General features: G+C 64.2%; 22 protein-coding genes and 1 pseudogene. 18 read left to right on the top strand and 5 right to left on the bottom strand.

The window, feature by feature from the left end; genetic code table 11:
* The first annotated feature begins 1 nt into the window (after window position 1).
* From L8F96_RS16385 to hutC, 16 genes are all read left to right on the top strand, one after another.
* The gene (locus L8F96_RS16385) at window positions 2-1,912 is read left to right on the top strand and encodes a 2Fe-2S iron-sulfur cluster-binding protein (protein ID WP_030089529.1); all 1,911 of its coding nucleotides are present in this window, start codon (window positions 2-4) and stop codon (window positions 1,910-1,912) included.
* The gene (locus L8F96_RS16390; protein ID WP_007406424.1) at window positions 1,912-2,640 is read left to right on the top strand and encodes a hypothetical protein; all 729 of its coding nucleotides are present in this window, start codon (window positions 1,912-1,914) and stop codon (window positions 2,638-2,640) included. The genes L8F96_RS16385 and L8F96_RS16390 overlap by 1 nt, the downstream gene beginning before the upstream one ends.
* Window positions 2,637-3,359 carry a hypothetical protein gene (locus tag L8F96_RS16395; protein WP_007406380.1) on the top strand — a complete coding sequence of 241 codons (723 nt, stop codon included), beginning with the start codon at window positions 2,637-2,639 and terminating at the stop codon, window positions 3,357-3,359. The genes L8F96_RS16390 and L8F96_RS16395 overlap by 4 nt, the downstream gene beginning before the upstream one ends.
* On the top strand, window positions 3,346-3,789 hold the full coding sequence (locus tag L8F96_RS16400) for a DUF1622 domain-containing protein (protein ID WP_007406411.1): 444 nt from the start codon (window positions 3,346-3,348) through the stop codon (window positions 3,787-3,789). The genes L8F96_RS16395 and L8F96_RS16400 overlap by 14 nt, the downstream gene beginning before the upstream one ends.
* Before the next feature lie 14 nt (window positions 3,790-3,803).
* Window positions 3,804-4,244, top strand: coding sequence for a four-helix bundle copper-binding protein (locus tag L8F96_RS16405; RefSeq protein ID WP_015449267.1), 441 nt, complete (start codon window positions 3,804-3,806; stop codon window positions 4,242-4,244).
* 254 nt (window positions 4,245-4,498) lie between these two features.
* Complete coding sequence (locus L8F96_RS16410) at window positions 4,499-5,800, top strand: glycoside hydrolase family 130 protein (protein WP_438830636.1); 1,302 nt, start codon at window positions 4,499-4,501, stop codon at window positions 5,798-5,800.
* 228 nt (window positions 5,801-6,028) lie between these two features.
* Window positions 6,029-6,319: a hypothetical protein gene (locus tag L8F96_RS16415; RefSeq protein ID WP_007406388.1), complete on the top strand. Its 291-nt coding sequence runs from the start codon at window positions 6,029-6,031 to the stop codon at window positions 6,317-6,319.
* A 318-nt stretch (window positions 6,320-6,637) separates the two neighbouring features.
* Window positions 6,638-7,039: a hypothetical protein gene (locus L8F96_RS16420; protein ID WP_015449265.1), complete on the top strand. Its 402-nt coding sequence runs from the start codon at window positions 6,638-6,640 to the stop codon at window positions 7,037-7,039.
* A gap of 147 nt (window positions 7,040-7,186) precedes the next feature.
* On the top strand, window positions 7,187-7,516 hold the full coding sequence (locus tag L8F96_RS16425; RefSeq protein WP_004212674.1) for a hypothetical protein: 330 nt from the start codon (window positions 7,187-7,189) through the stop codon (window positions 7,514-7,516).
* A 252-nt stretch (window positions 7,517-7,768) separates the two neighbouring features.
* Complete coding sequence (locus L8F96_RS16430) at window positions 7,769-9,289, top strand: aldehyde dehydrogenase family protein (protein WP_015449264.1); 1,521 nt, start codon at window positions 7,769-7,771, stop codon at window positions 9,287-9,289.
* A 26-nt stretch (window positions 9,290-9,315) separates the two neighbouring features.
* Window positions 9,316-10,341, top strand: coding sequence for an alcohol dehydrogenase AdhP (adhP, locus tag L8F96_RS16435; protein ID WP_334656695.1), 1,026 nt, complete (start codon window positions 9,316-9,318; stop codon window positions 10,339-10,341).
* Window positions 10,342-10,366: 25 nt separating this feature from the next.
* Window positions 10,367-12,073, top strand: coding sequence for a copper resistance system multicopper oxidase (locus tag L8F96_RS16440; protein WP_015449263.1), 1,707 nt, complete (start codon window positions 10,367-10,369; stop codon window positions 12,071-12,073).
* On the top strand, window positions 12,070-13,056 hold the full coding sequence (locus L8F96_RS16445) for a copper resistance protein B (RefSeq protein ID WP_015449262.1): 987 nt from the start codon (window positions 12,070-12,072) through the stop codon (window positions 13,054-13,056). Before L8F96_RS16440 ends, L8F96_RS16445 begins: the two co-directional genes overlap by 4 nt.
* Window positions 13,050-14,291 carry an MFS transporter gene (locus tag L8F96_RS16450; RefSeq protein ID WP_015449261.1) on the top strand — a complete coding sequence of 414 codons (1,242 nt, stop codon included), beginning with the start codon at window positions 13,050-13,052 and terminating at the stop codon, window positions 14,289-14,291. The genes L8F96_RS16445 and L8F96_RS16450 overlap by 7 nt, the downstream gene beginning before the upstream one ends.
* Window positions 14,292-14,359: 68 nt before the next feature.
* Entirely contained in the window at window positions 14,360-14,797 is a 438-nt protein-coding gene (locus L8F96_RS16455) for a DUF411 domain-containing protein (protein ID WP_004213035.1), read from the top strand.
* A 191-nt stretch (window positions 14,798-14,988) separates the two neighbouring features.
* Entirely contained in the window at window positions 14,989-15,678 is a 690-nt protein-coding gene (gene hutC / locus L8F96_RS16460; RefSeq protein WP_230588639.1) for a histidine utilization repressor, read from the top strand.
* A 3-nt stretch (window positions 15,679-15,681) separates the two neighbouring features.
* Here hutC and L8F96_RS16465 read toward each other — a convergent pair whose 3' ends face one another.
* From L8F96_RS16465 to L8F96_RS16480, 4 genes are all read right to left on the bottom strand, one after another.
* A complete protein-coding gene (locus tag L8F96_RS16465) occupies window positions 15,682-16,416 on the bottom strand; it encodes a PepSY domain-containing protein (protein ID WP_004213137.1) in 735 nt (244 codons plus the stop codon).
* Complete coding sequence (locus tag L8F96_RS16470) at window positions 16,413-17,117, bottom strand: PepSY domain-containing protein (protein ID WP_015449260.1); 705 nt, start codon at window positions 17,115-17,117, stop codon at window positions 16,413-16,415. Before L8F96_RS16470 ends, L8F96_RS16465 begins: the two co-directional genes overlap by 4 nt.
* A 10-nt stretch (window positions 17,118-17,127) precedes the next feature.
* Complete coding sequence (locus L8F96_RS16475; protein ID WP_015449259.1) at window positions 17,128-19,830, bottom strand: TonB-dependent receptor domain-containing protein; 2,703 nt, start codon at window positions 19,828-19,830, stop codon at window positions 17,128-17,130.
* Window positions 19,831-20,568: 738 nt separating this feature from the next.
* Window positions 20,569-21,135: a TetR/AcrR family transcriptional regulator gene (locus L8F96_RS16480; protein ID WP_015449258.1), complete on the bottom strand. Its 567-nt coding sequence runs from the start codon at window positions 21,133-21,135 to the stop codon at window positions 20,569-20,571.
* Window positions 21,136-21,204: 69 nt separating this feature from the next.
* Here L8F96_RS16480 and L8F96_RS16485 point away from each other — a divergent pair, with 69 nt between their 5' ends.
* Together L8F96_RS16485 and L8F96_RS18635 are read left to right on the top strand one after the other, a co-directional pair.
* Entirely contained in the window at window positions 21,205-22,035 is an 831-nt protein-coding gene (locus tag L8F96_RS16485) for an SDR family oxidoreductase (protein WP_037479754.1), read from the top strand.
* A 611-nt stretch (window positions 22,036-22,646) separates the two neighbouring features.
* A pseudogene (locus tag L8F96_RS18635) lies at window positions 22,647-22,949 on the top strand (CorA family divalent cation transporter); the annotation flags it as partial.
* A 62-nt stretch (window positions 22,950-23,011) separates the two neighbouring features.
* Here the strand turns inward: L8F96_RS18635 and L8F96_RS16500 are convergent.
* Window positions 23,012-23,419 (bottom strand): response regulator, encoded by a 408-nt coding sequence (locus L8F96_RS16500; RefSeq protein ID WP_016743851.1) that lies wholly within the window; start codon window positions 23,417-23,419, stop codon window positions 23,012-23,014.
* Window positions 23,420-23,431 lie beyond the last annotated feature (12 nt).

The following is a 23,431-nucleotide window of genomic DNA, read 5'->3' on the forward strand; positions in this document are numbered from 1 at the left end:
GATGTCCAGGCGGATCAGCCTTCGACGCTTGAGCCTCGGCTGCGCAATCGCTCTCAGCCTGTCCGCGAGCGCGGGCGCGCAGGAGGGCGAGGATCATGCCGCGCATCATGGCGCAGGCATGCCGGCCGGCGGGGGCATGTCCGCACCGGCAGAGCCGGGGTCGTCGGACATGGCGAAGATGATGAACCCCATGATGGATCGCATGATCAATGGGGAAGGGGAGAATGAGCACGGCCACGAATCGCGCCGGACCGGCTTCATCTCGCAGCTGCTCGCCTTTCCCGCGCTTGACGAAGCGGCAAGGCAGCGGGTCGCTGCGCAGGCCGGCGAACGGGTAAGCACGGGTCTGGCGATGATCAACGCCGCCTCGGCCGACGGCGCGCGTGCGACCACGGTCTCGGCCCGGCTCGATGCGGCGCGGCGCCTGCGCGAGGGAACCGACCTGTTCCGCTCCGGCACCGCCGCGCAGGGCGCGATCGGGGGCTTGCAGCCGCCCCGGGAGGTCGGGCTTGCCTGGCTGCGCGATCAGCTCGACATCGACCAGGCCGCGCCCGGCCATGCCGATCACTGGTTCGGCATCTCGCCCTCGCACCTCCTTCTCATGCTGTTCCTGGGGCTGGTGAGCGCCACGCTTATCGCGCTGCAGATCTTCCGCCTGCGGCGGATCGGGGCGATCGCCGGCGGTGTCGCCACCGCCAAGGTTCCAGCAAAGCCGGAGCCGAAGGCTGCCCCTCCCGCTACCAGGGTTGCGCCCGCGCCTGCACCCGTTGCCGACAGCGCCGGGCTCGCGCCGAGCAATGCGGCCGCACCCGCTGGGGCGTCGCTGCGCAAGCCCAAAAGCTGGGCGGGGCAGCTGCGCGTGGTCCAGATCGTGCGAGAGACGCCGAGCGTGCTGACCTTCCGGCTCGCGGACCCGACCGCCGACCGGCTGCCGTTCGACTTCCTGCCGGGCCAGTTCCTGCAGGTCGAGGTAGAGCCCGAAGCGGGCAAGACCGCGCGCCGTTCCTACACGATCGCCTCTTCGCCGACCCAGCGGGCCTATGTCGAACTGACGGTCAAGCGCGAGGAGCAGGGCGTGGTCTCGCGATACCTGCACGACAAGGTCGTCGCCGACGATCTGCTGAAGGTCAGCGGACCGTTCGGCGCCTTCACCTTCACGGGAACGGATGCCCAGAGCATCGTGCTGATCGCGGGCGGGGTCGGCATCACCCCGATGATGTCGGTGCTGCGCTATCTCACCGACACCGCGTGGAAGGGTGATATCTTCTTCTTCTACGGCGCACGGTCGACCGAGGAATTCGTGTTCCGCGACGAGCTCGAGCGGCTCGAACGCCGTTTTCCCAACCTCCATGTCGTCGCCGCGATGCAGCGCGCGCCCGGCACCGTCTGGATGGGCCCCGAAGGGCCGATCACGCGCGAGATGATCCTGGCCGCGGTGCCGGAGATCGCGAGCCGGCGCATCCATATGTGCGGCCCGCCGGCGATGATGGGCGCGATGCGCGGCGTGCTGGCGGAACTCGGCGTCCCCGAAGCGCAGCTGCACACCGAGGCGTTCGGTCCGGCCTCGCTGCCGGCCGACCACGAGGATCTCGAGGTCAAGCCCGCGCCCCCGCCAGCGGATAAGCCGGCCCCGAGCGCCGAGGTGGCGCCGAGCACGGTGACCTTCTCCGTGTCGGGGGTGTCGGCGGCCTTGCCCGCGGACGAGACCGTGCTGGAGGCGGCCGAGGGCGCGGGCGTCGAGATCCCCTATGCATGCCGTGCGGGCACATGCGGCGCCTGCGTGGTCAAGCTGCTGCAGGGCGAAGTGACGATGGAGGTCGAATCCGGCCTTGCGCCCGCCGACAAGGCGCAAGGCTATGTGCTCGCGTGCCAGGCGAAGGGGACGGGCACGCCGCTCGTGGTCGAAGCCTGATGCGCGAACGCAGCGACATTGCCGTGGGCCTGCTGGTCGCGTTCCTGCTGCTGTTCCCGTTCGGCTATCTCGTGCATGTGTCGCCCCGCTTTCCGGGTAGCCTGGCCGGCGGGATCATCGGGATCGCAGCGCTCGTGCTGATGCTGCTGACGCTTCCTTATGTCGCGGCCAAGCACATCGCCTGGGTCGACAAGGCGCTCTCCCGGGTCGTCAGCAAGCCAACCCTGCTCGCCATCCACATCTATGCCGGCGTGCTGGCGCCGATCCTGGGTCTGGTCCACGCCGCGCACAAGCTCGAAAGCCCGGTCGGCCTGCTTCTGACCGTCCTCCTGCTGATGACGGTCATCACCGGCTTCATCGGCCGCTACCTGCTTGCCCAGCTTGGTCGGGCGCTGCGCGGACGCAGGTCAGAACTGGCCTCGCTTCGCGCCGCCTTCCTCGAGGAGCCGGCGGCGCCGACGCAGGCCGATACCGCAGCCCCGCCGCTGTCGGGCTGGAAGCGCTATCTGTTCGTCGCCGGGGATGCGTCCGCGGGCCAGCGCCCCCAGGACAAGGCGGGGATCGCCGCAGCGCTGGCCGATACCGAATTCGCGATCCGTGCCGAAGAGGCAACCAACACCCTGTTCGCGCGGTGGCGGTTCCTGCACATCCTGCTGGGCTGTCTCATCTTCGCGCTGCTCGCGCTCCACGTCGGCGCGGCGATCTATTACGGGCTGCGCTGGCTATGAGCTGGCAGCGTCTTTCCTACGCCGTCTTCATCGCAGCCCTGCTGGTGATGGTCGCCGCGGTCGCGATCCGGATGCGATCGGACGCGCCGAGGGATGCCGGCCTGGTGGCGCAGCTCGTCTCGCCCGGCCCGCTCTCGAGCGCGCACCAGTCCTTTGCCGGCCAATGCACGGCCTGCCACACGCCGGGCAAGGGCGTCGAAACCCGGACCTGTCTCACCTGCCATGCGGGCACCGATTTCGGGACGAAGCAGTCGACGCAGTTCCACGCGAAAGCGACGCAGTGCACCTCCTGCCACGTCGAACATGAGGGAGAGCGCGGCATCATCCGCATGGATCACGCCGCGTTGCTCGACATGGCGAAGTGGCGGCAGCCTTTGGCGGGCATGTCGACAAACACTCGAAGCCTGACCCCCGAGACCGCGCTCAATTGCGCGAGCTGCCATGCGTTCCGCGATCCGCACCAGGGCCTGTTCGGCACCGACTGCGCGAGCTGCCACAAGACCGACAGCTGGAAGATCGCCAATTACCGCCATCCATCGGTCAATTCGACGCAGTGCGCCGAGTGCCACAAGGCGCCGCCGAGTCACTTCATGGAGCATTTCAGCATGGTCTCGCAGCGCGCAGCCGGATCGAAGGCGCGCGTCGACCAATGCTATGCCTGTCACGCCACCGACAGCTTCAACAATATCCGCAAGCGAGGCTGGTATGATCACCATTGAGGCCGACTGGCTGAGCGCCTTCTTCCGGCTCGCGGTGATCGGCCTGGAACTGGCGGGCACGCTGACCATCCTGGTCGGCGCGGGGCTCGCAACCTTTCTGTTTGCGCGGCGGGCGAGGGCGGGCGACCGAACCGAGGCCTATAGCGCGTTCCGCTCGGCGCTCGGCCGCAGCATCCTGCTCGGCCTGGAATTTCTGGTCGCCGGCGACATCGTCAAGTCGCTGGTGATCAACCCAACGCTCGACGATCTCATCGTTCTGGCCGGGCTGGTGCTGGTGCGGACCTTCCTGAGCATCTCGCTCGGGGTCGAGATCAACGGCCACTGGCCCTGGGAGGAAACCCGGATGGCGCGGGAGAAGGCGCGTGCGGCGTCGGATGGGTCGCCTGCGACGGCTGAGGCCGCCGGATGCGGCACAGCGCTCAAGGGATAGCAGATGGGAGGTGCATGATGATCGAGAGACGCGAATTGCTGATGGCCGGCGCCGGCCTTGCCGCCGCCGGAACGCTGGCTGTGCCGGCGGCGGCGCAGCAGCATCGAATGGAAGGGATGGCGATGTCGATGACGGACTGCATCGACGATTGCGTGGCTTCGCACCGCATGTGCCTGGAAACCGCCGCTTGGCTGACGAAGCAAGGCGGCGCGTCAGCTACGGCGTCGCTGATCGCCATGCTGAACGACTGTGCGGAACTGTGCCAGGCGACCGCCAACTCGATGCTGCGGGAATCTGCCCTGCACCGCATCGTCTGCCGCGCCTGCGCCGACGCTTGCGAGCGCTGCGCCGAGGAATGCGGACGCCATAGCGCGGACCAGCGGATCGCGCGTTGCTCGGCCACCTGCAAGAAATGCGCGGCGAGCTGCCGAACGATGGCGGACATGTCGAGCTGAGCGGCGCGCTTCGCACGTGCCCCACATAGTCACGTTCAGGCCAGAGCCCCCGGTCACAGCTTGTGTGTCCGACAACTACGCCAGGACAGCGATCATGGCACGTGGCACAAAGTCCGAGTATCCGGCAACGGCGGAAATCATCGCACCCGCCATCGCCGGAGCCTTCCGTGCCGCCACCCGATAGTCGGGTAATGCCGAGCACCATCTTTACGATTGCGTGAACGCTCCACGGTCGATCTGTATTGGAGAAGTCAGTGTCAACCGCCGAATTTGTCAACCGGCTACCCGAATTGCTCCGCCCCAATCCAGCAAGGGTAGTGATCAGACCCTATATGCCGTCGACGGAAACCTATAAATATGCGGTACCGGATCAGCCACGTGCGCAGCGCATCGCCGACCGCGTCCTGGCGCTCGACCCAGCATCGCTCCACGATGAGTTGCAACGCATTCTTGATGATTTCTCGGGAAGGCATCGTGAGGTTCCGTCCCTGTTTTTGCGGCGGTTCCACGAGGTTGATGGCATCATCGTCTGTGATTGCGAGGTCACCCATGAACAGGCGCTCTTGATCGGTGCCCATTTTTGCAACGAATATTCCTATGAGGCAGCAGCGCTTTTCAATCCGAGCATCGTCCTGCATCCTGATCAGTCTGCTGTACCTGAAAACTCTCTCCGATTCATTCTTTCCCTGCGAGGCGTGGGCGAGGGGCATATCTCCTCCGTCACCTTTCGCACCGGGTTTTGCGCCGCGGACGGAACCATAGCAATCAATCCTCCGAGCCCCATGCCGCTCGTGCTGGAGACTGAAAACATCTCCGGCGAGGACGGGCCGGACGCGGGCATTCGGATCAAGTGCGATGGCAGCCACGATCTCTCGGAGATCGTGATCTTTCCGACAACCCCCAGCCAGCGTGGTGGCATCGAAGACCTTCGCTTGGTCCGCTTCCTGGACGACGATGGCCGAGCCACCTATTTCGGTACATATACGGCATTTAGCGGCCAGTCCGTCCGGCAGGAGTTGTTGTCCACGCCGGACTTCCGGACATTCGAACTCAGACCGCTGCGTGGGGATGCCACCGGTAGCAAGGGCATGGCGCTTTTCCCCCGACGCATTGCCGGGCACTTTGCCATGCTTGGGCGCGAGGATAACGAAAATATCTGGTTCCTGACGTCCGCGGACATTCACGACTGGAGTGGCGGAGCGAAAGCCATCGAACCTCGCTGGCCTTGGGAGTTTGTCCAGATCGGTAATTGCGGATCGCCGATCGAGATCGACGAAGGCTGGCTGGTCGTAACTCATGGAGTCGGCGCCGTTCGGAACTATTGCATCGGGGCGTGCCTGCTGGACCGTGACGATCCCTCGAAGCTGCTGGCGCGGACGAAGCTACCGCTTTTGCGGTCGGACATGGATGAGCGCGAAGGTTATGTGCCAAACGTAGCCTACAGCTGCGGCGCGATGGTACATAATCGGGTGCTGGTACTGCCTTATGCCATTGCTGACAGCTTCACCACTTTTGCCACTATTCCTCTCGAGCGTCTGCTGGCCGCCATGGATTAGTCACTGTTGCCGACCTGTCCTGCTCTCGAGTCCGAACCATAGTTACACATCGGCACAACAACGATGCCAGTGCGATAATTTATGGCCATCTCAGAGACGGACTTCGCACATTACGTATACAGCAAGGCGGAAGGTGACACCATTTCACGGGCAAGCTCCGGAAGGGGCGACAATCGACCGGGCATATGCTCGATCGAACGGGAAACCCAGACTTGAAGGAATGGATACTTGCGCAAGAAGACGGCAATGATCGCTTCGCTCGCAGCTCTCGGCTTCCTCGCCGTCAGTGCCGGACCGGTGCTGGCGGACGGGATGCCGCCGGGCATGCCCGATCTTGAGGAGACCCTCAAGGCCAGGCCGGCGCCTGCCCAGCCCGATCCTGCCCACATGCAGGGCATGGCTCACGGTAAGGAGCAGATGCACGGCCAGATGATGCAGGGCCATCGAATGGCGATGCGGGATTCGCAGGACCAGGACGGCGCCTCCGGCATGTCACACAGGTCGGACGGTGGTTGCTGACCCTGCCATCATTCCATCAGACGACAAGGTTGACGGACAAGATCATGGCCGCTTTCAACCGAAGCCTTGGTCCGCCGTTCCCACGGCGGGCCAATCGCTTTTCTGGCCGGTCTCAGGACGAGAAAACCAGGCCGGGTCACATTTTTGATCGATCCCGGATCATCATTTTACGCGCCTGCTCCAGCAGGCACACGGCCGATCGGATTTCGATTCGTAACTTACGTATACAGACAGCGTCTCGCTAGCAGCATTGAAGCTTCGGAATTGCCGGGATCGGAACGTCGATCGGGCAACAGGAAGAACACTCGGAGACCCTCAATGCGACAGACGACATTTCTCGCGGCGCCCGTCAGCCTCTTCGCGACGCTAACCTTCGCCGCCGGCACCGCTCTCGCCCAGTCGACGCCCGCGCCCGCGCAGGCTGCGCCGGCCCATGCCCACCAGCAGGGCATGGATCATGGCGGGCAGCAGATGCACGATCAGATGATGAAGGATCATCAGGCCGGCGCGCAGAAGCAGCAGGGGCAACCGGCCCAGCAGGATCAACAGGGCATGTCGGGGATGGCCGGCATGTCCGGCGGCTCGCCTGCATCGAACGGCTCGGGCATGGCCGGTAAGGCGAAGAGTGGCTGCTGCAAGATGCCGATGAAGAAGGCCAAGCCGGCGGCGAAGAAGAAGACCGCCAAGCCCATGGCCGACAAGCCGATGAGCGACATGTGAGGTTTCCAGCCCCGAGAACAGACCCCAGGGGCTGAGGGCCCGCCGTTCCCCCGCGGCGGGCCAGTTCTTTGACGATGCCCAGCGTCGCCCCGTGCTCCCAGCTTTCAAAACCGGGTCCGAGCGTCTGACTTGACAGAGGAAACAGCGATGCGAAAACATCTTGGCGTCGGTGCTGCTGTTGGCTTTCTGCTCTTTGGCAGCACGCCGCTCCTCGCACAGGGTATCGGCCATAGCTTGTTCATGCGCGGCAAGATCGTCCGTATGGATGCGGGCGGCACAGTGGCCTGCCTGGGTAAGGCCGATGGCGCGCACATCGGGCAGATACTCGAAGTCTATCACGCAACGCCGCGCCACCGCCGTCTTGTCGGTCATGTCGAAGTCGACCAGATTTTCGACGACCATTATGCTCATTTCCGCGTGAGGGACGGGACGCTTCAGAAAGGCGATTGGGTGAGCCTAAAGCGCGTCCGGGCGTAACGCCAGAATTGGAATGCCAAGCGCCGCCCTCGCCAAAAGAAGACTCGGCCGAGTAACGCCTGTCTCGGCATAATTCCGATCAGGCGTGCGCGAATACGTTCAGGAGTCGATGAATAGTCATCGGCTCTGTTGGCGTGTCTGACCCTCAAGCCCGCGACCCCGATACCAGACTACCTTCTGCGGAACTTACTTATAGGCCACCCGGGCAAAGAGATTACTCCGTCAGGCCATCGATAGAGATGGAGTCAGGTTATGTTCGAGAAGGCGATCGGGACCATTAACGCGGCGGCCTCCTTCCGACACCGCTATGATAATTTCATCGGAGGCCGCTGGAGCGCTCCTGCGGGCGGCGAGTATTTCGCCGACACGAGCCCGATCAATGGCGCCCAGATCGCAGAGTTCGCGCTGTCGACGCCGGAAGATGTCGAGCGCGCGCTCGATGCGGCGCACGCCGCCAAGGATCAATGGGCAAGGATCGCGCCCGCCGAACGCGCCAGGATTCTCAATCGCGTCGCCGACCGGCTCGAAGACAATCTGGAGTTGCTGGCACTTGCCGAGACGATCGACAATGGCAAGCCGATCCGCGAGACGCGCGCTGCCGACGTGCCGCTCGCGATCGACCATTTCCGCTACTTCGCCGGCTGCATCCGGGCGGAGGAAGGCGGCATCTCGACGATCGATGCGGACACCATCGCCTATCATTTCCGCGAGCCGCTCGGCGTCGTCGGCCAGATCATCCCGTGGAACTTCCCGCTGCTGATGGCGGCGTGGAAGATCGCCCCGGCGCTGGCGGCGGGCAACTGCACCGTCATCAAACCCGCATCCCAGACGCCGCTCACCTTGCTGATGTTCGCCGAGCTCACCGCCGACATCCTGCCGCCCGGCGTGCTCAATGTCGTTACCGGCCCGGGACGGACCGTTGGCCAGGCGATCGCCGCCAATCCGCGCATCGCCAAGGTCTCGTTCACCGGCGAGACCGTCACCGGCAAGCAGATCATGCACGCCGCGGCGGACCATCTGATCCCCCAGACGATGGAGCTTGGCGGCAAGTCGCCCAACATCTTCATGGCGGACGTGCTCGACGAGGACGATGCCTTCTTCGACAAGGCGCTCGAAGGCTTTACTTTGTTCGCCTTCAACAAGGGCGAGGTCTGTACCTGCCCGTCGCGCGCCCTGATCCATGAGTCGATCTTCGACCGCTTCATCGAGCGCGCCGTGGCGCGCGTCGCCGCGATCCGCCAGGGCGATCCGCTCGACCCGTCGGTCCAGGTCGGCGCGCAGGCGTCGGAGGACCAGCTCCACAAGATCCTGGGCTATATCGATATCGGCAAGGCCGAGGGCGCGCAGTGTCTGGTCGGTGGCGCCAGGGCGCTGCCGGGCGGTGCGCTCGACCAGGGCTATTTCGTGCAGCCGACCGTGTTCGTGGGTCAGAACCACATGCGCATCTTCCAGGAGGAGATCTTCGGTCCCGTCCTGTCGGTCACCACGTTCAAGACGGTCGAGGAGGCGATCGCACTTGCCAATGACACCGCCTACGGTCTTGGCGCGGGCGTCTGGACCCGGAGCGGCAACACCGCCTACCGGCTCGGCCGCGCGATCGAGGCCGGGCGGGTCTGGACCAACTGCTATCATCAGTACCCCGCCCATGCCGCCTTCGGCGGATACAAGGCATCGGGCTTCGGGCGTGAAAACCACCGGATGATGCTCGATCATTATCAGCAGACCAAGAATCTGCTCGTCTCCTATGACGAGCACGCGCTCGGCCTATTCTGACCCCCCGCTTAAAAGGAGAAACGGACATGGCGAAAACCATGAAGGCGGCGGTCGTCCGCGAATTTGGCAAGCCCCTGGTCATCGAGGACGCGCCGATCCCGACGGTCGGCTCCGGGCAGGTCCTGGTCAAGATTGCGGCAACCGGCGTGTGCCATACCGACCTGCACGCGGCAGAAGGGGACTGGCCGGTCAAGCCCAACCCGCCCTTCATTCCTGGCCATGAGGGCGTCGGGCATGTCGCCGCCGTTGGTGCCGGCGTCACCCATGTGAAGGAAGGCGACCGGGTCGGTGTGCCCTGGCTCTACACCGCCTGCGGGCACTGCGTGCATTGCCTGGGTGGCTGGGAGACGCTTTGCCACGAACAGCAGAACACCGGCTATTCGGTCAATGGCAGCTTTGCCGAATATGTCCTCGCCGATCCCAACTATGTTGGTCACCTTCCCGACAATGTCGACTTCCTCGACATTGCGCCGATCCTCTGCGCGGGCGTCACCGTCTACAAGGGATTGAAGGCCACCGAGGCCCGACCCGGCGAGTGGGTGGTCGTCTCCGGCATTGGCGGGCTCGGCCACATGGCGGTGCAATATGCCCGAGCCATGGGTCTCAATGTGGCCGCGGTCGACATCGACGATAGCAAGCTCGACCTCGCTACACGCCTTGGCGCCACACTGACGGTCAACGCGCGCAACGAGGACCCTTCGGCAGCGCTCAAGAAAGCCATTGGCGGCGCGCACGGGGCGCTGGTGACCGCCGTTTCGCCCAAGGCGTTCCAGCAGGCGCTCGGCATGGTCCGGCGCGGCGGCACGGTCGCGCTCAACGGCCTGCCGCCGGGCGACTTCCCGTTGTCGATCTTCGACACCGTGCTGAACGGCATTACCGTGCGCGGCTCGATCGTCGGCACGCGGCTCGATCTGCTCGAGGCACTGGCGTTCGCCGGCGAGGGCAAGGTCAAGGCCACGGTCCATGCAGACAAGCTGGAGAACATCAACGACGTCTTCTCCCGCATGCATCATGGCGACATCGAGGGCCGGATCGTCCTCGACCTCGCCTGAAGCCGACTTCGCGAAAGTACAGTTCATGTCTCCCTTACATATCCGGCCGATCGCGCGGCGCCGTTTCGTCCAGGGGCTGGCGATCGGCGGCGCGGTCGCCGGTTTCGCCCCGGCGCTTCTCGCGCGATCCGCACCAACCTTGCCCGCTGAGCTGAGCGGGACCGAGTTCGACCTCGAGATCGCCGAGCTGCCGGTCAACTTCACCGGCAAACGCCGTATCGCGACCGCCGTGAACGGCAGCGTGCCCGCGCCGGTCCTGCGCCTGCGCGAAGGCGACACGGTCACGCTGCGCGTACGCAACGGCCTCAAGGAGATGTCGAGCATCCATTGGCACGGCATCATCGTGCCGGCGGAGATGGACGGCGTGCCCGGCATCAGCTTTGCCGGCATCGCGCCGGGCGAGACCTTCACCTATCGCTTCGAGGTCCGCCAGAGCGGAACCTACTGGTATCACGCTCACACGCTCGCCGAGCAGACGGGACTCTATGGAGCGATCATCGTGGAGCCAAAACAGGTGCCGACGGCGCGGGCGCCCGATCGCGACTATTGCATCGTGCTCAGCGACTGGTCGGACGAGCCGCCGCTGCAGATCTTCCTCAATCTCAAGAAGCAGAGCAGCTACTATAATTTTGCGCAGCCGACCGCCGGCGATTTCCTCAAGGATGTCGGCACCATGGGCTTGGGCAAGGCGCTCGAGCGGCGGCGGATGTGGAACAGCTCGCGGATGAACCCGACCGACTACAGCGATGTCTCTGCCGCGACCTACACCTATCTGATGAACGGCGCGCCGCCCGCCGGCAACTGGACCGGTATCGCCGCGCCCGGCGAGCGCGTGCGCCTGCGCTTCGTCGGCGCGGGGACGGCGACGTTCTTCGACGTGCGGATCCCCGGGGTCGAGCTGACGGTCGTATCGACCGACGGGCAGCCGGTCGAGCCGGTCACGGTCGAGGAATTCCGGATCGGCCCGGGCGAGACCTACGACGTCGAGTTCACCATGCCCGAGGGCGGCGCCCGCACCATCTTCGCGCAGGCGATCGATCGGAGCGGCTATGCGCGTGGCACGATCGCACCGGCCCCGGGCATGGCGGCAGCCGTGCCGCCGCTCGATGCCCGGACCTGGCTCGAGCCGGTCGACATGATGGGCGCGATGGCGACGATGGGCGCAATGGGAGGCGACGCGCATGCCGGGCACGGCATGACCGAGATGCCGGCCAGGGCACGGCACGCCCGCACCGAATATGGCGCCAATACCGACATGCGCGTCGACTATCCGCGCACCAATCTCGACGATCCCGGCGCCGGGCTGCGCGGGCGCGGCTGGCGCGTGCTGACGCTGGCCGATCTGCGCACGCCGGGCGGCGATCCCGACCCGCGCGAGCCCGAGCGCGACATCGAGCTGCATCTGACGGGCAATATGGAACGGTTCATCTGGTCGCTCGACGGCATCAAGCTCAACGATTCCAGGCCGCTTCATTTCAAGCCAAACGAGCGGCTGCGCGTCACCTTCGTCAACGACACGATGATGGCGCATCCGATGCATCTGCACGGCATGTGGAGCGATGTCGAAGGCCCGGACGGCGCCTTCCAGGTCCGCAAGCATACGGTCGTGGTCCAGCCCGCCCAGCGGGTGAGCTTCCGCGTCACCGCCGACGCCATGGGCCGATGGGCCTTCCACTGCCATCTGCTCTATCACATGGCGGCCGGCATGTTCCGGGAGGTGGTGGTCGCATGATCCGGATTTTCCCCTCGCGCGGCATCGCTCTTGGCGCTGCCCTCTTCCTGGCGCCGGCGATCACGGCTCCCGCCCTCGCGCAGGATGCCTCGCCCCCGTCGCCCGCCGCCACCCCTGCCCAAACGGCCACTCCCGCTCAGCACACCCCTTCCGCGCAAGGCTCTCAGGACCATGCGGGCATGGACATGCCGGGCATGGATATGACCGACACGAAGGCGTCCGGTAACGGCGCCACGATGGACATGGGCTCGATGCAGGGCGGCCAGGCCCCGCCGGACGCGCGCAACTCGGACGATTATGCCGACGGCTACCGCAACTCGACGCTGCCGGGCTATGAGATGGCCGACAAGCTCTCAATCCCCAAGATACTTGTCGATGAGCTTGAGTTCACCAGCGGCAACGAGGGTCAGGGCGTGGGCTGGACCGTGCTCGTCACCAAGGGTCAGGACAATGACAAGCTCTGGCTGCGCAGCCAGGGGCTCAAGAACTCCCGCGACCAACGTCTCGATCCGGAGAGCAGCGTCGAGGCGCTGTGGTGGCACAGCAAGAACCCGTTCTGGGGCACGCTGCTCGGGGTCAGGCAGGATCTCGGCAAGGGTGCGACCACCTGGCTGGCCGCCGGCGTCGAGGGACTGGCGCCCTATTGGTTCGACGTCCAGCTCACCGGCTATGTAGGAACCGATGGGCGTCTCGCGGCGCGCGCCAAGGCGTCCTATGAGGTCTTGTTCACCAATCGGTTGATCCTTACGCCGCAGGTGGAGACCAATATCTATTCGAAGCGGTCGAGCGATCGGCAGCTCGGCAGCGGCTTCAGCAATGTCGAGCTGAGCGGACGGTTGCGCTACGAGGTGTCGCGCAAGTTCGCGCCCTATATCGGCTTCGTCTGGGAGCGCGCATTTGACGGCACGGCCGATTTCCGTCGCCTGCGCGGGGAAGGGCCTTCCGAACACAGGCTGGTGATCGGCTTGCGCGCCTGGTGGTGATCCGCGGATGGCCACTCGAGGGGTCGACCGCGAACGCGCCGCGTGACAAGGCTGGATCGCAAGCCAACGGTCGCTGGCCGGCCTCCTTTTTCGTCTTGTTGCTCGCGGCGGCTGCGGCGTCGGCGGGACAGACGGCCATTCTCGCCTTCCTTCCGGCACTGGTCGACCCGGCTCGTGGCGCGCTATCGTCAAGCGCTCATGATTTTCATGTCGCGAGCCTGACCGCGGTCCATCCCCTGGCAGCCTTGCTGGCGGCGCCGCTCTGGGGCTGGATCGCGGACCGGGTCGACTATCGGGCGATGTTGCGCGCAGCGCTGGTCATCCTCGCCCTGGTGACCGCGCCGATCGGCCTCGTCGGGCTGCCTGAGCTTTATGCATTGCGCCTGGTGGCGGGGATGGCGTCGGCCGCCATCATACCGTTGGGCTTGCTCTGCGCGAGCTTTGCCGCAAACGAGCGCGCGGACCAGGCGCGGCGCTTCACCTGGCTGACCGCCTTCTTGTTTCTGGGCGATCTCGCCGGTCCGCTGGTGGCGGAGGTCTCGGCCGCGATCCTGCCCCGCGCTCCCCTCATGATCCTCGCTTTCGGCATCGGTGCCGTCGGGGCGGCGCTTTGCGCCGTGCGTCTGCCGCGCTGGTGTGCACCTTGCATCGATGGCGGAGACCTGCCCGCGCCGACGCTCGGCGCGACGCTGATCCTGCTTTTCGTCACGATCGTCGCGGGCGGCGGGCTGGCGGCGATGCATGTCAATCTCCTGGTGACGCGGAGCGTCATTTCGCTGAGCCGCGAAGAGATCGCCTGGATGCTCAGTCTCTGCGGATTGGGCATGCTGGCAGCACAGATCTTCCATGCGAGGCTCGATTGGCTGGTGACCATGCCGAGGCGGCTTGCGGGGCTGACGCTCGGCCTGCTGGCTGCGGCGCTCTTCCTGTTCCCTGTCGCCGCGAGCATGGCCGAACTCAGTGGGATCATCGTTGCTGCCGGCTGGAGCTCGGCAACCCTTCGATTGGTCACCAGCTTCTGGATCAGCGGTGCGGCAGCCCCTTCGGGTCTGAAGCTCGGTCTCCAGCATTCCGCCGCCAGCATCGGGCAGGCGCTCGCGCCGCTGGCGATCGCCGTCGTCGCTCCCGGGGCGCAGCACTTAGTCTTGTGGGGGATTGGTGGTCTGTCGCTGGCGCTGCTTGTGTCCTTGCCGCTCGCCTGGAGGCCGCGCGCCATCGTGAAATCTTCAGCGTGATGAGGGGTAGGGGGCATCAATGCGTATAGATCATTAGGAACCCTATCGCATGCTTCCGGGAGCCGTTCATGAAGACCCGTCTTTCTGCCGCCTTGCTGTTCCTCGCCCTGCCCGGCGCAGCGCTTGCGGCGAATGATGTCGTCGTCCACCGGGACCCGGGTTGTGGATGCTGTGAGAAGTGGGCCCAGGCGCTTCGCGCGAAGCTGGGCCGCACGGTCGTCATGCGCGACGATGCGTCGCGCGGGGCGCTTCAGCGGAGGGCCGGCATGCCGGGCACGCTGGCATCCTGCCACAGCGCGATGGTTGATGGCTATCTGATCGAGGGCCATGTCCCGGTCGCCGATATCAAGCGCCTGCTGGCAACCCGTCCCGTAGGCGTCAGAGGCATTGCGGTGGCGGGGATGCCGATCGGCTCGGAGGGCATGGAAGTGGCAGGCGCCGCCCGCCAACCCTATGCGGTGGTGTCGTTCGGCAGTTCGGGCCAGAAGGTCTTCGCGCGGCATTGATCACGCACGCCTCGGCTCTCGCTGGTGATTTCCTGTTTGAATGACTGGGACTTGCTCGCCCCCACCTGTATAGTCATTTGATGCATGCTCCCGCTCGCCCCCATAGCCGCGCATCCGCTCCCCGGACGAAAGCTGCTTCTGTGGGCGAACCCGCGGTCGACGCTGCCGGTGCGGAGAAGCAACCTCGCTATGTGGCGATCAAAGACAGCATTTTCGAGGACATCCGGGAAGGTCGCCTGAAGCCCGGCGACCAGACGCCGTCAGAGGCCGAGCTCGTCGAGACGTTCAAAGTCTCGCGCATGACCGCAAACCGGGCGTTGCGGGAACTGCAATCGGCCGGTGTCGTGGTACGGCGGGCGGGGCGGGGCAGCTTTGTCGCCGAGCCCCGGCCGATCGGGCAGCTGATCGAGATCCGCAACATCGCGGAGGAGGTGCGCGGCAGGGGCCACGCCTATCGCGCGCGCGTCATTTATAATATCGAGATACGGGCTGATGCGGAAAGGGCAGCTCTGCTGGAAGTCGGCTTGGGCACGCGCCTCTTCCATTCGCTTATCGTCCATCACGAGACCGAATTCCCAATTCAGGTCGAGGAGCGCTTTGTGCTGGCATCTGCTGCGCCACGCTACGGAGAGAGGGATTTCAGCGCCTCGACGCCGAATGAATATCTGACACGTGTTGCCCCGCTCGAGCGAGTAGAGCACCGGGTGTGCGCGGCGATGCCGGATACAGCCATGCGAACAATGCTGGGCCTCGCTGAAGGAGAACCAGTGCTAATGATGACGCGCAGAACCTGGAGTCGCGGACGTCTCGTATCGCACGCTTGGCTCACGCACCCGGGCAATCGGTTCGAGCTATCGGCGGCTTTTTCTGTTGGGACCTAGCGATCAGCCCGCGCCCAACTTGACGGCCGATTTGCGCCTGCGCCGCAACCATCGCACGTCGGCGCGACTGAAGCTCTTAAACAGCAGGTAGAAGCCCGTCCCCGACAGCCACAAAGTACCGAACGCAACGAAGACGATCAGCGGGTGATTGAAGCTGGTGCGGTTCACATAGTCCATATTGTGGAGCATCCAGAAGAAATCCCAGGTGCGCCATGTGTCGCCGCGCATGACCAGGAATCGGCCGGTGTCGGCGGAGATGTAGGCGCTGCTGTTCTCTGCGTCCGCGAAATCCAGTCGCCACATGGTGCCTTCGTGCTCGCGCGCTTCCACATTCGGTTCGGCGAGCAACGTTGCCTTGCGGATCGGTGCTTCATTCACCATCGTCGCGACGTCGCGCGCGACCTGCTCGTCGACCCGAACCGGGGCGCCGCTCGTCGCGTCGATTAGCCGCGTGCCCGTGGTGGATCGAAGCTCGTAGACGGGGCGTGTGGCAAGGGACCGCAAGGCGATGCCGAGCACGGGACCATCAAGAGCGAGCTTTGCCGGCGCAATATAGTCACCGGCAGGTAGGGCGTGCTGATGGCTGGCCTGCGCACTGTGTCCGCCGACCTTCTCCTGATCGAGCAAGGCCATCATCGAGCCGCTCAGAGCCCAAAGGAGAAACTGCACGCCCAGGATCAGGCCGACCCATTTGTGGATGCGCCGAAAAAAGAGCGGGGTGAACCGGATTTTCTTCATGCCTTCTTCTTCCTGCGCCGCGGGAACGACCAAAGCAGCAGCCAAGCCCCGGCCAGCGCCATGGCAAGGGCACTCCAGGTCGCCACGCGCAGCAGCGGATTGTTGACGTCGGAGCGATCGTCATAGTCCATGATGTGCAGCATCCACGCGAAATCGAACACGCGCCACAGCGCATGGCGGCGCGAGATCAGCTCACCGGTCTGCGGAGAGAGATACAGGGTTGGCCGGTTCCAGGCATCGAATTCGACCTGCCAATAGGGAGGCTTGCGCGCCTGCATTTCCAGTGGCGCCGTCGTCAGCAGCCGGGCTGCGACGATGTCCCCGGTGCCGCTGTAGATGCGCCGAGCGGCGGCGCGGATTTGTGCCTCGCTCAAATCGGGGATGGGCTGTCCCGAACCTGCATCGAAGAGTCTTGGACCACCCGAGGTTTGCGCGCGCCAGACGGGCTGATCCATGAACCGTTGCAGGCGGATCTCGGACGCGTCGGGAGCCGATTGAACAATCCGCGCCGGCGGGACGAAGCTCGCAAGGTCGATGGGGGCGACGACCGGTGGGCGGACCAGATCGTCGCCATGGATGATGTCGATATGGACGGCCACCATATAGAAGCCGGTCAGCGTCCAGAGCAGAACCTGGACGCCGACGATCAGGGCCAGCCACTTGTGCGTCCGGCGGATGACCAAAGGCCAGCGAATTGCCATGTGCTGCCCTTCAGAACGCGGTTCGGAAGCCGGCGTAGAAGCGCCGTCCGAGCAGATCATAGGTCATCGTGTCGGTGTTGGCATCGGTGAAGCTCTGGATATAGGGCGCCTTGCGGTCGAACAGATTATCGGCCCCGATCTGGAAACGTGTCTTCTCGTCGATCGCGAAGGCAAGCTGAAGATTGTGGTAGAAGACGTTCGGCGTGCGGTAGCCGATGTCGCCGGCCGATGCGTTGAAGTCGGTCGCCTTGCCGATCCATTGTGTCGACCAGGTCGCGCTGATGCCGTCCTTTTCCGCCGTCAGCACGCCATAACCACGCCATTTCGGATAGCCGCCATTGCCGCCCCCGATAAACCCGTCGAAATAGATCGGCGCGCCGCCGGGGAAGGGGTTTACGACATATTTGTTGAGATAGGTCATGTTGAGATCCAAGGAGATCTTCACCTCGCCCACCGCACCACTGTACACCAGACCCAGATCGAGACCATTCATCTCCTCGCGGCCGGTGTTGATGGGCTGGGCGGAGAGGTAAGTGACCTCGCCGGTCAGCGCGCTGCGCGTAAAGTCGCTGCAGAACGGGTGCGACAGGTTCTGGCTCGCATAGCAGACTGCGAGCTTGGTCGAGCCGGGAATGGCCCGGATCGCGTCCTTGATCTTGATGTCGAACCAGTCTGCCGTCAGCGACAACCCTGGGATGATGCCGCGCGGCGATATCACCGTACCAACGGTCCAGGTCGTGGAGCTTTCGGGCCGAAGGCTCTGGTTACCGCCCACTGTGGTGAGGATCGTGGTGCCGAGCTGCGTATAGTTGGCCGGCACACCGGACGCCTGACAATTGGCGATCAAGGTCACGTTGCCGCTGGAGGTGTAGCGCGAGCAGGGATCGGTCGTGGTCAGATTGCCTTCCGAGACGCCGCCGAAAAGCTCCGGCACGTTGGGAATGCGAAAGCCCGTCCCATAAGTGCCGCGCAGACGGATGCTGTCATTGACTACCCAGTCGGCACTGAGCTTGTAATTCCAGTCGCTCCCGAAGAGATTATAGTCTGAGTAGCGGACTGCGCCATCGAGCGTGAGCGCCTTGGCGAAAGCTGTGTTGGCAAGCACCGGCACCGATAGCTCGAGATAGGCTTCCTTGGCGGTGCTCGAGCCCGAAATAGGATCCTGCTGATTGACGTTCGCCACGCCGAGCACCGTCAACGGGTCGGGATCGCGCCAGCCTTTTTCGCGCCGATAGACCACGCCGGTGGCGAAGGACACCGCGCCGGCTGGAAGGGAGAAGAGATCGCCGTTGAGGTCAGCCGTGACCGTGCCGAGTTCGTTGCCTCCGCGATCGCGCGAGGTGAACAGAATATAATCCAGAACCTGAGGTGTCAGGTCTCCGAACCCAAGATAGTCACCGCAGGGGATGGCCGCGCCCGCCGTGCTGGAGCATTTGCTCCTGTCGAGCGTGTTCGCGACGCGCTCGAGATTGGCGATGTTGGTCGAGCCGTCGACGGCCGTGTTACGCCCGAAGCTGCCCGCGACTTCCCAGGCCCAGTCGTTCGCCAGCTTGCCGCGCAGCCCGAAGGTGCCTTGCCAGGTATCGGTCTCCTGGAAGAAGTGGCGCGCGCCGGGTTCGGCGAGGCGGCGCTGGGCCAGGACCAGGTTCTGGCCGGTCGGATTGGTCGGATTGCTGGCTGGTATCGAGAGATTGCGCAGCGTGCCGGGTGTCGCGATCTGATTCGACTTGCGGAACGTATAGAGGAACTCGCCGAACGCCTGGATACCGTCGGTCAGCGCATAGTCCGCGAAGAAGGCCGTGCTGACGCGCTCGACTGGGCTGACCGCATTGAGAAACGGGTTCGAGTTGAAGTTGTGCTTGGCGGGACTGTAAGGCTCGTAGAAGTTCCCGTTCCCTCCGGGTACCTGGTTGAAGTTGATCTGTTGGCCGTTGGGCAGCACCGCGCGTCCGCCGATCGTCGAGGCGCTGTTGACGCAGCTCAGCGAGCCCGGCGTCGTTTCAGCGAGCGAGCAGGGCGCACGCGAGGCCATGTTGACGGCGCTGGTCTTCTGGTAGGTGACTGCTGCCATGAACCCGCCACGATCGTTGCGAATGCCCCAAAGTAGGTCCGCGGTGAGATCGGAGCCGTCGCCGCGCTCGGTAATGCCTTGTCGGACGCTGAGACCCAGGCCTTCATAATCGGTGCGCGTGACAAGGTTGACCACGCCGGCCATGGCATCGGCCCCGTAGATAGCGGACGCGCCATCCTTGAGGACATCGGTGCGTGCCAGCGCCACGACCGGGATCATGTTGAGATCGGGTGAGGAATTGGCGCCGGTGCCGCCCGCGACGAGGCGTCGGCCGTTGAGGAGCACGAGTGTGCGCTTGATGCCGAGGCCGCGCAGATTGACCTGAGCAGTGCCATAACCGTTGTTGGTCCAGTAGGCCGATGTCTGGTTGCCCGCGAAGCCGGCATTGGCCGGCAAACGCTGCAAGGCGGTTTCGATATTGACGATGCCGGTATTTTGGATCTGCTCGGCGGTGACCACGGTGGCCGGTCCAACCCCGGCCAGATCCTGCCGACGGATTCGTGAGCCGGTAACGACGATGTCGCTGTCATCCCCCAGGACTTGTGCTTTTGGCTGCGGTGTCGGATCGGCCTGAGCGAGAGCCGGCGCGGCGTAGCCCGCGACGATGGCGGCGCTGCCGAGCAGGGCCATCCTGATGGTCATGTGCAATCCCCCTGACGTTTTAGAACAGCCACAGACAACATCAGTTGTATATACAGGTAAACAGTATTTTTCCTGTTTTTCCAATACCTTATTCTCGTGAAATTTAGATATAGATATAGCTATAATACGCACGCCAGACGTCGAACCCTCATGACTGAAGAGATATTTTTGCGAGCGCTCATTTGCAAAGCTGCTGAGATAGAAGATAGAATATCATATCGTAATACAGCCTCGCACGCTTCGATTTGATGATCGGGACATTTGGCCGGCAAGAATGCGAGGCGGCATGATCACATGTTATTGGTGTCGGCGTGATATACCTAGGTATAGCGCTAGAGATGCTCCGGGAACATTAGTCCTTTGCTGAGCTTGCACGCGCCAGGGAAAGTAATACCGATGCGGACCGCATTTGATCCTCGTTTCCTGGATGTGTCGCGCCTTCTTCCGGATTGAGCCGCAGGTTCGCCTTTTGAGGCAGATGAAACGACTCCTGACGAAACGTCGTGCGACGAGTCCGGCGACCTGAGATCGTCGCGCAGCCACTGGGTCACTTGGCGATGATCCAATCCGGTTCGGCAGTGGCGGCGCAGTCCTCGAACGTCGATCGCATCCGCGGAGCCGACGGGCCGGCTTGTGCATGAGCCGCCCTGATTTTGCCGCTGGGCAGTACGGCAGGTTGCGAAAAATGCTTGCTGTGTCCCGGTCGGCGCGCGGGCGTGCAGCTCGCGCCTCGCACGATCACACGCGCAGCAGTCGCCCCACCGCCCGCATGATCGTCGCCCGGCGCGCCGCGTGCTCGGCAGCGTCGCGTGCAGCTCCGGTCATGCACCAGAGCTGGGTGAGGGCGGCGACAAGCCGGACGACATCCAGGGGCGTGAAGTCGGCGACGATCCGCCCCTCGGCCTGCGCCGCTGCGATCCCGTCCAGCTTCTCCCCGAGAAGGACCTCGCCGGCCGGGAGCATCAGAACATCCTGGCCACGCTCCAAATGATGCCAGGTCAGCAGCCTCCACAGGCGCGGGCGTTCGACCAGCAAGTCATAGGTGCGCCCCGCATAACCCTCAAGATCATTGGGATCGAAGCGATCGGCCTGCGCCGCGTCCATCACTTCCTGCGTCAGCGCGGCATCGAAGAGCGCCTCCTTGTCCCCGAAATAGGTGTAGAGCATCGGCTTGCTGATACCCGCCGCCTGCGCAATCCGGTCGATCCGCGCGCCCGCCAGCCCATGGGACGCGAACTCCTCGGTCGCTGCAGCCAGGAGCGTCTCGCGGCTCTGTGCGGCATTCCGCCGGGTTCGTTGCTTCATCACACCTCCAAGCATTGACGCATTCCAGGTTTCAAGTTACCTACCAGTTGGTAATATATGGAGTAACATATGTCCAATCACTGGTTTCTCACGGGCGCGTCCAGCGGCATCGGCCGCCATCTGGCCGAACTGATCCTGGCCGCTGGCGACGACCTTACCGCGACGGCCCGCAAGCCCGAAAGCCTCGATGATCTCGCGGCGAAATATCCGAGCCAGCTGCGCGTCGAAGCGCTCGACGTCACGGTCAAGGACGATATTGCTGCGGTCGTGGCCCGGGCGCAGGCGCGTCGACCCGTCGATATTCTGGTCAACAACGCCGGCGGCGGCGTGATCGGCGCCACCGAAGAGATGTCGGACGCCGAGGTCGAAGGCCAGATCGCGCTCAATCTCATGGCGCCCATCCACATCACCCGCGCCTTTGTCCCCGCCATGCGGCTGCGCGGGAGCGGCCGGATCATCCAGATCTCCAGCGCTAGTGGTCAGGGCTCGCTTCCGACGAGCAGTCTCTATCATGTGGCCAAATGGGGCCTGGAGGGCTTCAGCGAATGCCTCCGCCAGGAGCTTGAACCCTTCAACCTGTTCGTGACACTGATCGAGCCGGGCGGGGCGCGCACCAGCTTCAGCCACAATCTGCAATTCGCCAGCGAGATCGCCGCGTATCGCGATACGCCCGCCGGCCATATCCGCAAGATGTTCGAGACCGCCGGAAACGAGCTCTACACGCTCGACCCGCAAAAGATCGCGCAAGCGATCGTTGATGTCGCAACCAGCGACCATCCGCCGCTGCGCGTGACTCTGGGGGGTGACGCTTTCGGCGTTGTCCAGGCGGCGCTGCAATCGCGGCTCGCCTTTCTGCAGTCCCAGGAAGCGCTCGCGCGCTCGGTCGCTTTCGACAGTTGAGCTTTTCCGTCTTCCAGCTTTCGTCTCCGCGCGGTGCGACGCGCCTCACCGGGGCCCGGCAACCCTGTCGTCAGCGCCGTTATCCGATACTTAGGTATAGTCATCCGACACGATTGCAGAGGCGCCACACGGGCAATCGCTTGGTACCATCGCAAGAGAGGAAAACCCTCGCGGTCGCCAATCAAGGGTGCGCAGACCTTCGCAGTCTGCGTGCCCTTGATGTGGCAGCGCGCCGCCCAGCCACGCGCGTCATGAACGGGAGCGGCCTTCTGCGAAACCCAACGCTCCGCCGCATTTTCTATAAGCTCTCGCTCGAATTGCTGCGCGCCGCCTTCTTCTTCCTGCGATTGGGCTTGAAGAATGACGAGTGTTTGTGCGCGCGTCTCAATAGGCGAGGCACACGGCTTCCGGTCGCCGCCGCCGTTCTTTGTCACAATGGCAAACGGCTACGGCCGGCGACCCTGATCGATCCGGCGTGCGAGCACGTCGGCAAGGATGACTTCGTGTGGATCAAAATGTCCCAGCCCAGCGAAACAGAACTTGCCGACATCGCCGGGAATTACGGCCTTCACCCGCTTGCCATGGAAGGTGCCGACAACGGCCACCAGATTTCGAAGCTCGACGATCACATGCTCAGGGTTGAGAGCGCCATCACCGGCATCCGCGACATCCTGATCTCGGTGTTCGAGGCGAGTCACCTGCTCGAACAGCAGCGCCAAGGTGCGATCACCCGTTAGCTTGCCGCCCGGGCTGCGATCCTCGCGGTGCCTACCGCGATTGCCGGAATCTACGGCATGAATTTCGAGAATATGCCCGAACTGAAGACGCAATGGGGATATTTCGTCATCCTCGGCGTCATCGCTGCGGTCTGCATTGGGCTCTACATCCGGTTCAAACGTAGCCACTGGCTTTGACGGCGCAGATCGGCTTTCCACATCGCGCCGGGCTGAGGCTGCCGGGGGCCGGCCGCCACAATTCAATGCTTTCGAAGCGTCTCGATGCGGTGCCGGTCCAACGCTTCGAGCAAAGCCCTGCCGATCAGCGGCTTTGCGAGAACATGATCGAAGCCCGCCTCAGCGGCCCGCGAGGCCAGCAGCGTGTCATGAAAGCCTGAGATCATGATCGCGCGTCCCGACCATCCGATCTCGCGAAGGTGACGCAGCATCGCGAATCCGTCGATGTCGGGCATGCGATAGTCGAGGATGACGCAGTCTGCCTCCTTCGCGCGGGGGTCGGCCAACAGCGCGTGGCCGGTCGTATATCCCCACACGGCATAGCCGCGCGATCTCAGCAGCAGCTGGAGGCCACGCCGCACGCCGGGATCGTCGTCGGAGACGAGGATGGTGTATCTGCCATCATGCTGAGTGGAACGGACCGATGGCATTGCGAGAAGCGG

The organism is Sphingomonas panaciterrae (genome assembly GCF_036890205.1).
In the GTDB taxonomy this organism is placed as follows: Bacteria; Pseudomonadota; Alphaproteobacteria; order Sphingomonadales; family Sphingomonadaceae; genus Sphingomonas; species Sphingomonas panaciterrae.

Excerpts from the sequence above, each read along its gene's own strand:
- L8F96_RS16385 (WP_030089529.1), top strand. The coding sequence starts at position 2 with ATGTCCAGGCGGATCAGCCTTCGACGCTTGAGCCTCGGCTGCGCAATC.
- L8F96_RS16390 (WP_007406424.1), top strand. The coding sequence starts at position 1,912 with ATGCGCGAACGCAGCGACATTGCCGTGGGCCTGCTGGTCGCGTTCCTG.
- L8F96_RS16395 (WP_007406380.1), top strand. The coding sequence starts at position 2,637 with ATGAGCTGGCAGCGTCTTTCCTACGCCGTCTTCATCGCAGCCCTGCTG.
- L8F96_RS16400 (WP_007406411.1), top strand. The coding sequence starts at position 3,346 with ATGATCACCATTGAGGCCGACTGGCTGAGCGCCTTCTTCCGGCTCGCG.
- L8F96_RS16405 (WP_015449267.1), top strand. The coding sequence starts at position 3,804 with ATGATGATCGAGAGACGCGAATTGCTGATGGCCGGCGCCGGCCTTGCC.
- L8F96_RS16420 (WP_015449265.1), top strand. The coding sequence starts at position 6,638 with ATGCGACAGACGACATTTCTCGCGGCGCCCGTCAGCCTCTTCGCGACG.
- L8F96_RS16425 (WP_004212674.1), top strand. The coding sequence starts at position 7,187 with ATGCGAAAACATCTTGGCGTCGGTGCTGCTGTTGGCTTTCTGCTCTTT.
- L8F96_RS16430 (WP_015449264.1), top strand. The coding sequence starts at position 7,769 with ATGTTCGAGAAGGCGATCGGGACCATTAACGCGGCGGCCTCCTTCCGA.
- adhP (WP_334656695.1), top strand. The coding sequence starts at position 9,316 with ATGGCGAAAACCATGAAGGCGGCGGTCGTCCGCGAATTTGGCAAGCCC.
- L8F96_RS16440 (WP_015449263.1), top strand. The coding sequence starts at position 10,367 with ATGTCTCCCTTACATATCCGGCCGATCGCGCGGCGCCGTTTCGTCCAG.
- L8F96_RS16445 (WP_015449262.1), top strand. The coding sequence starts at position 12,070 with ATGATCCGGATTTTCCCCTCGCGCGGCATCGCTCTTGGCGCTGCCCTC.
- L8F96_RS16455 (WP_004213035.1), top strand. The coding sequence starts at position 14,360 with ATGAAGACCCGTCTTTCTGCCGCCTTGCTGTTCCTCGCCCTGCCCGGC.
- L8F96_RS16465 (WP_004213137.1), bottom strand. The coding sequence starts at position 16,416 with ATGAAGAAAATCCGGTTCACCCCGCTCTTTTTTCGGCGCATCCACAAA.
- L8F96_RS16470 (WP_015449260.1), bottom strand. The coding sequence starts at position 17,117 with ATGGCAATTCGCTGGCCTTTGGTCATCCGCCGGACGCACAAGTGGCTG.
- L8F96_RS16475 (WP_015449259.1), bottom strand. The coding sequence starts at position 19,830 with ATGACCATCAGGATGGCCCTGCTCGGCAGCGCCGCCATCGTCGCGGGC.
- L8F96_RS16480 (WP_015449258.1), bottom strand. The coding sequence starts at position 21,135 with ATGAAGCAACGAACCCGGCGGAATGCCGCACAGAGCCGCGAGACGCTC.
- L8F96_RS16485 (WP_037479754.1), top strand. The coding sequence starts at position 21,205 with ATGTCCAATCACTGGTTTCTCACGGGCGCGTCCAGCGGCATCGGCCGC.
- L8F96_RS16500 (WP_016743851.1), bottom strand. The coding sequence starts at position 23,419 with ATGCCATCGGTCCGTTCCACTCAGCATGATGGCAGATACACCATCCTC.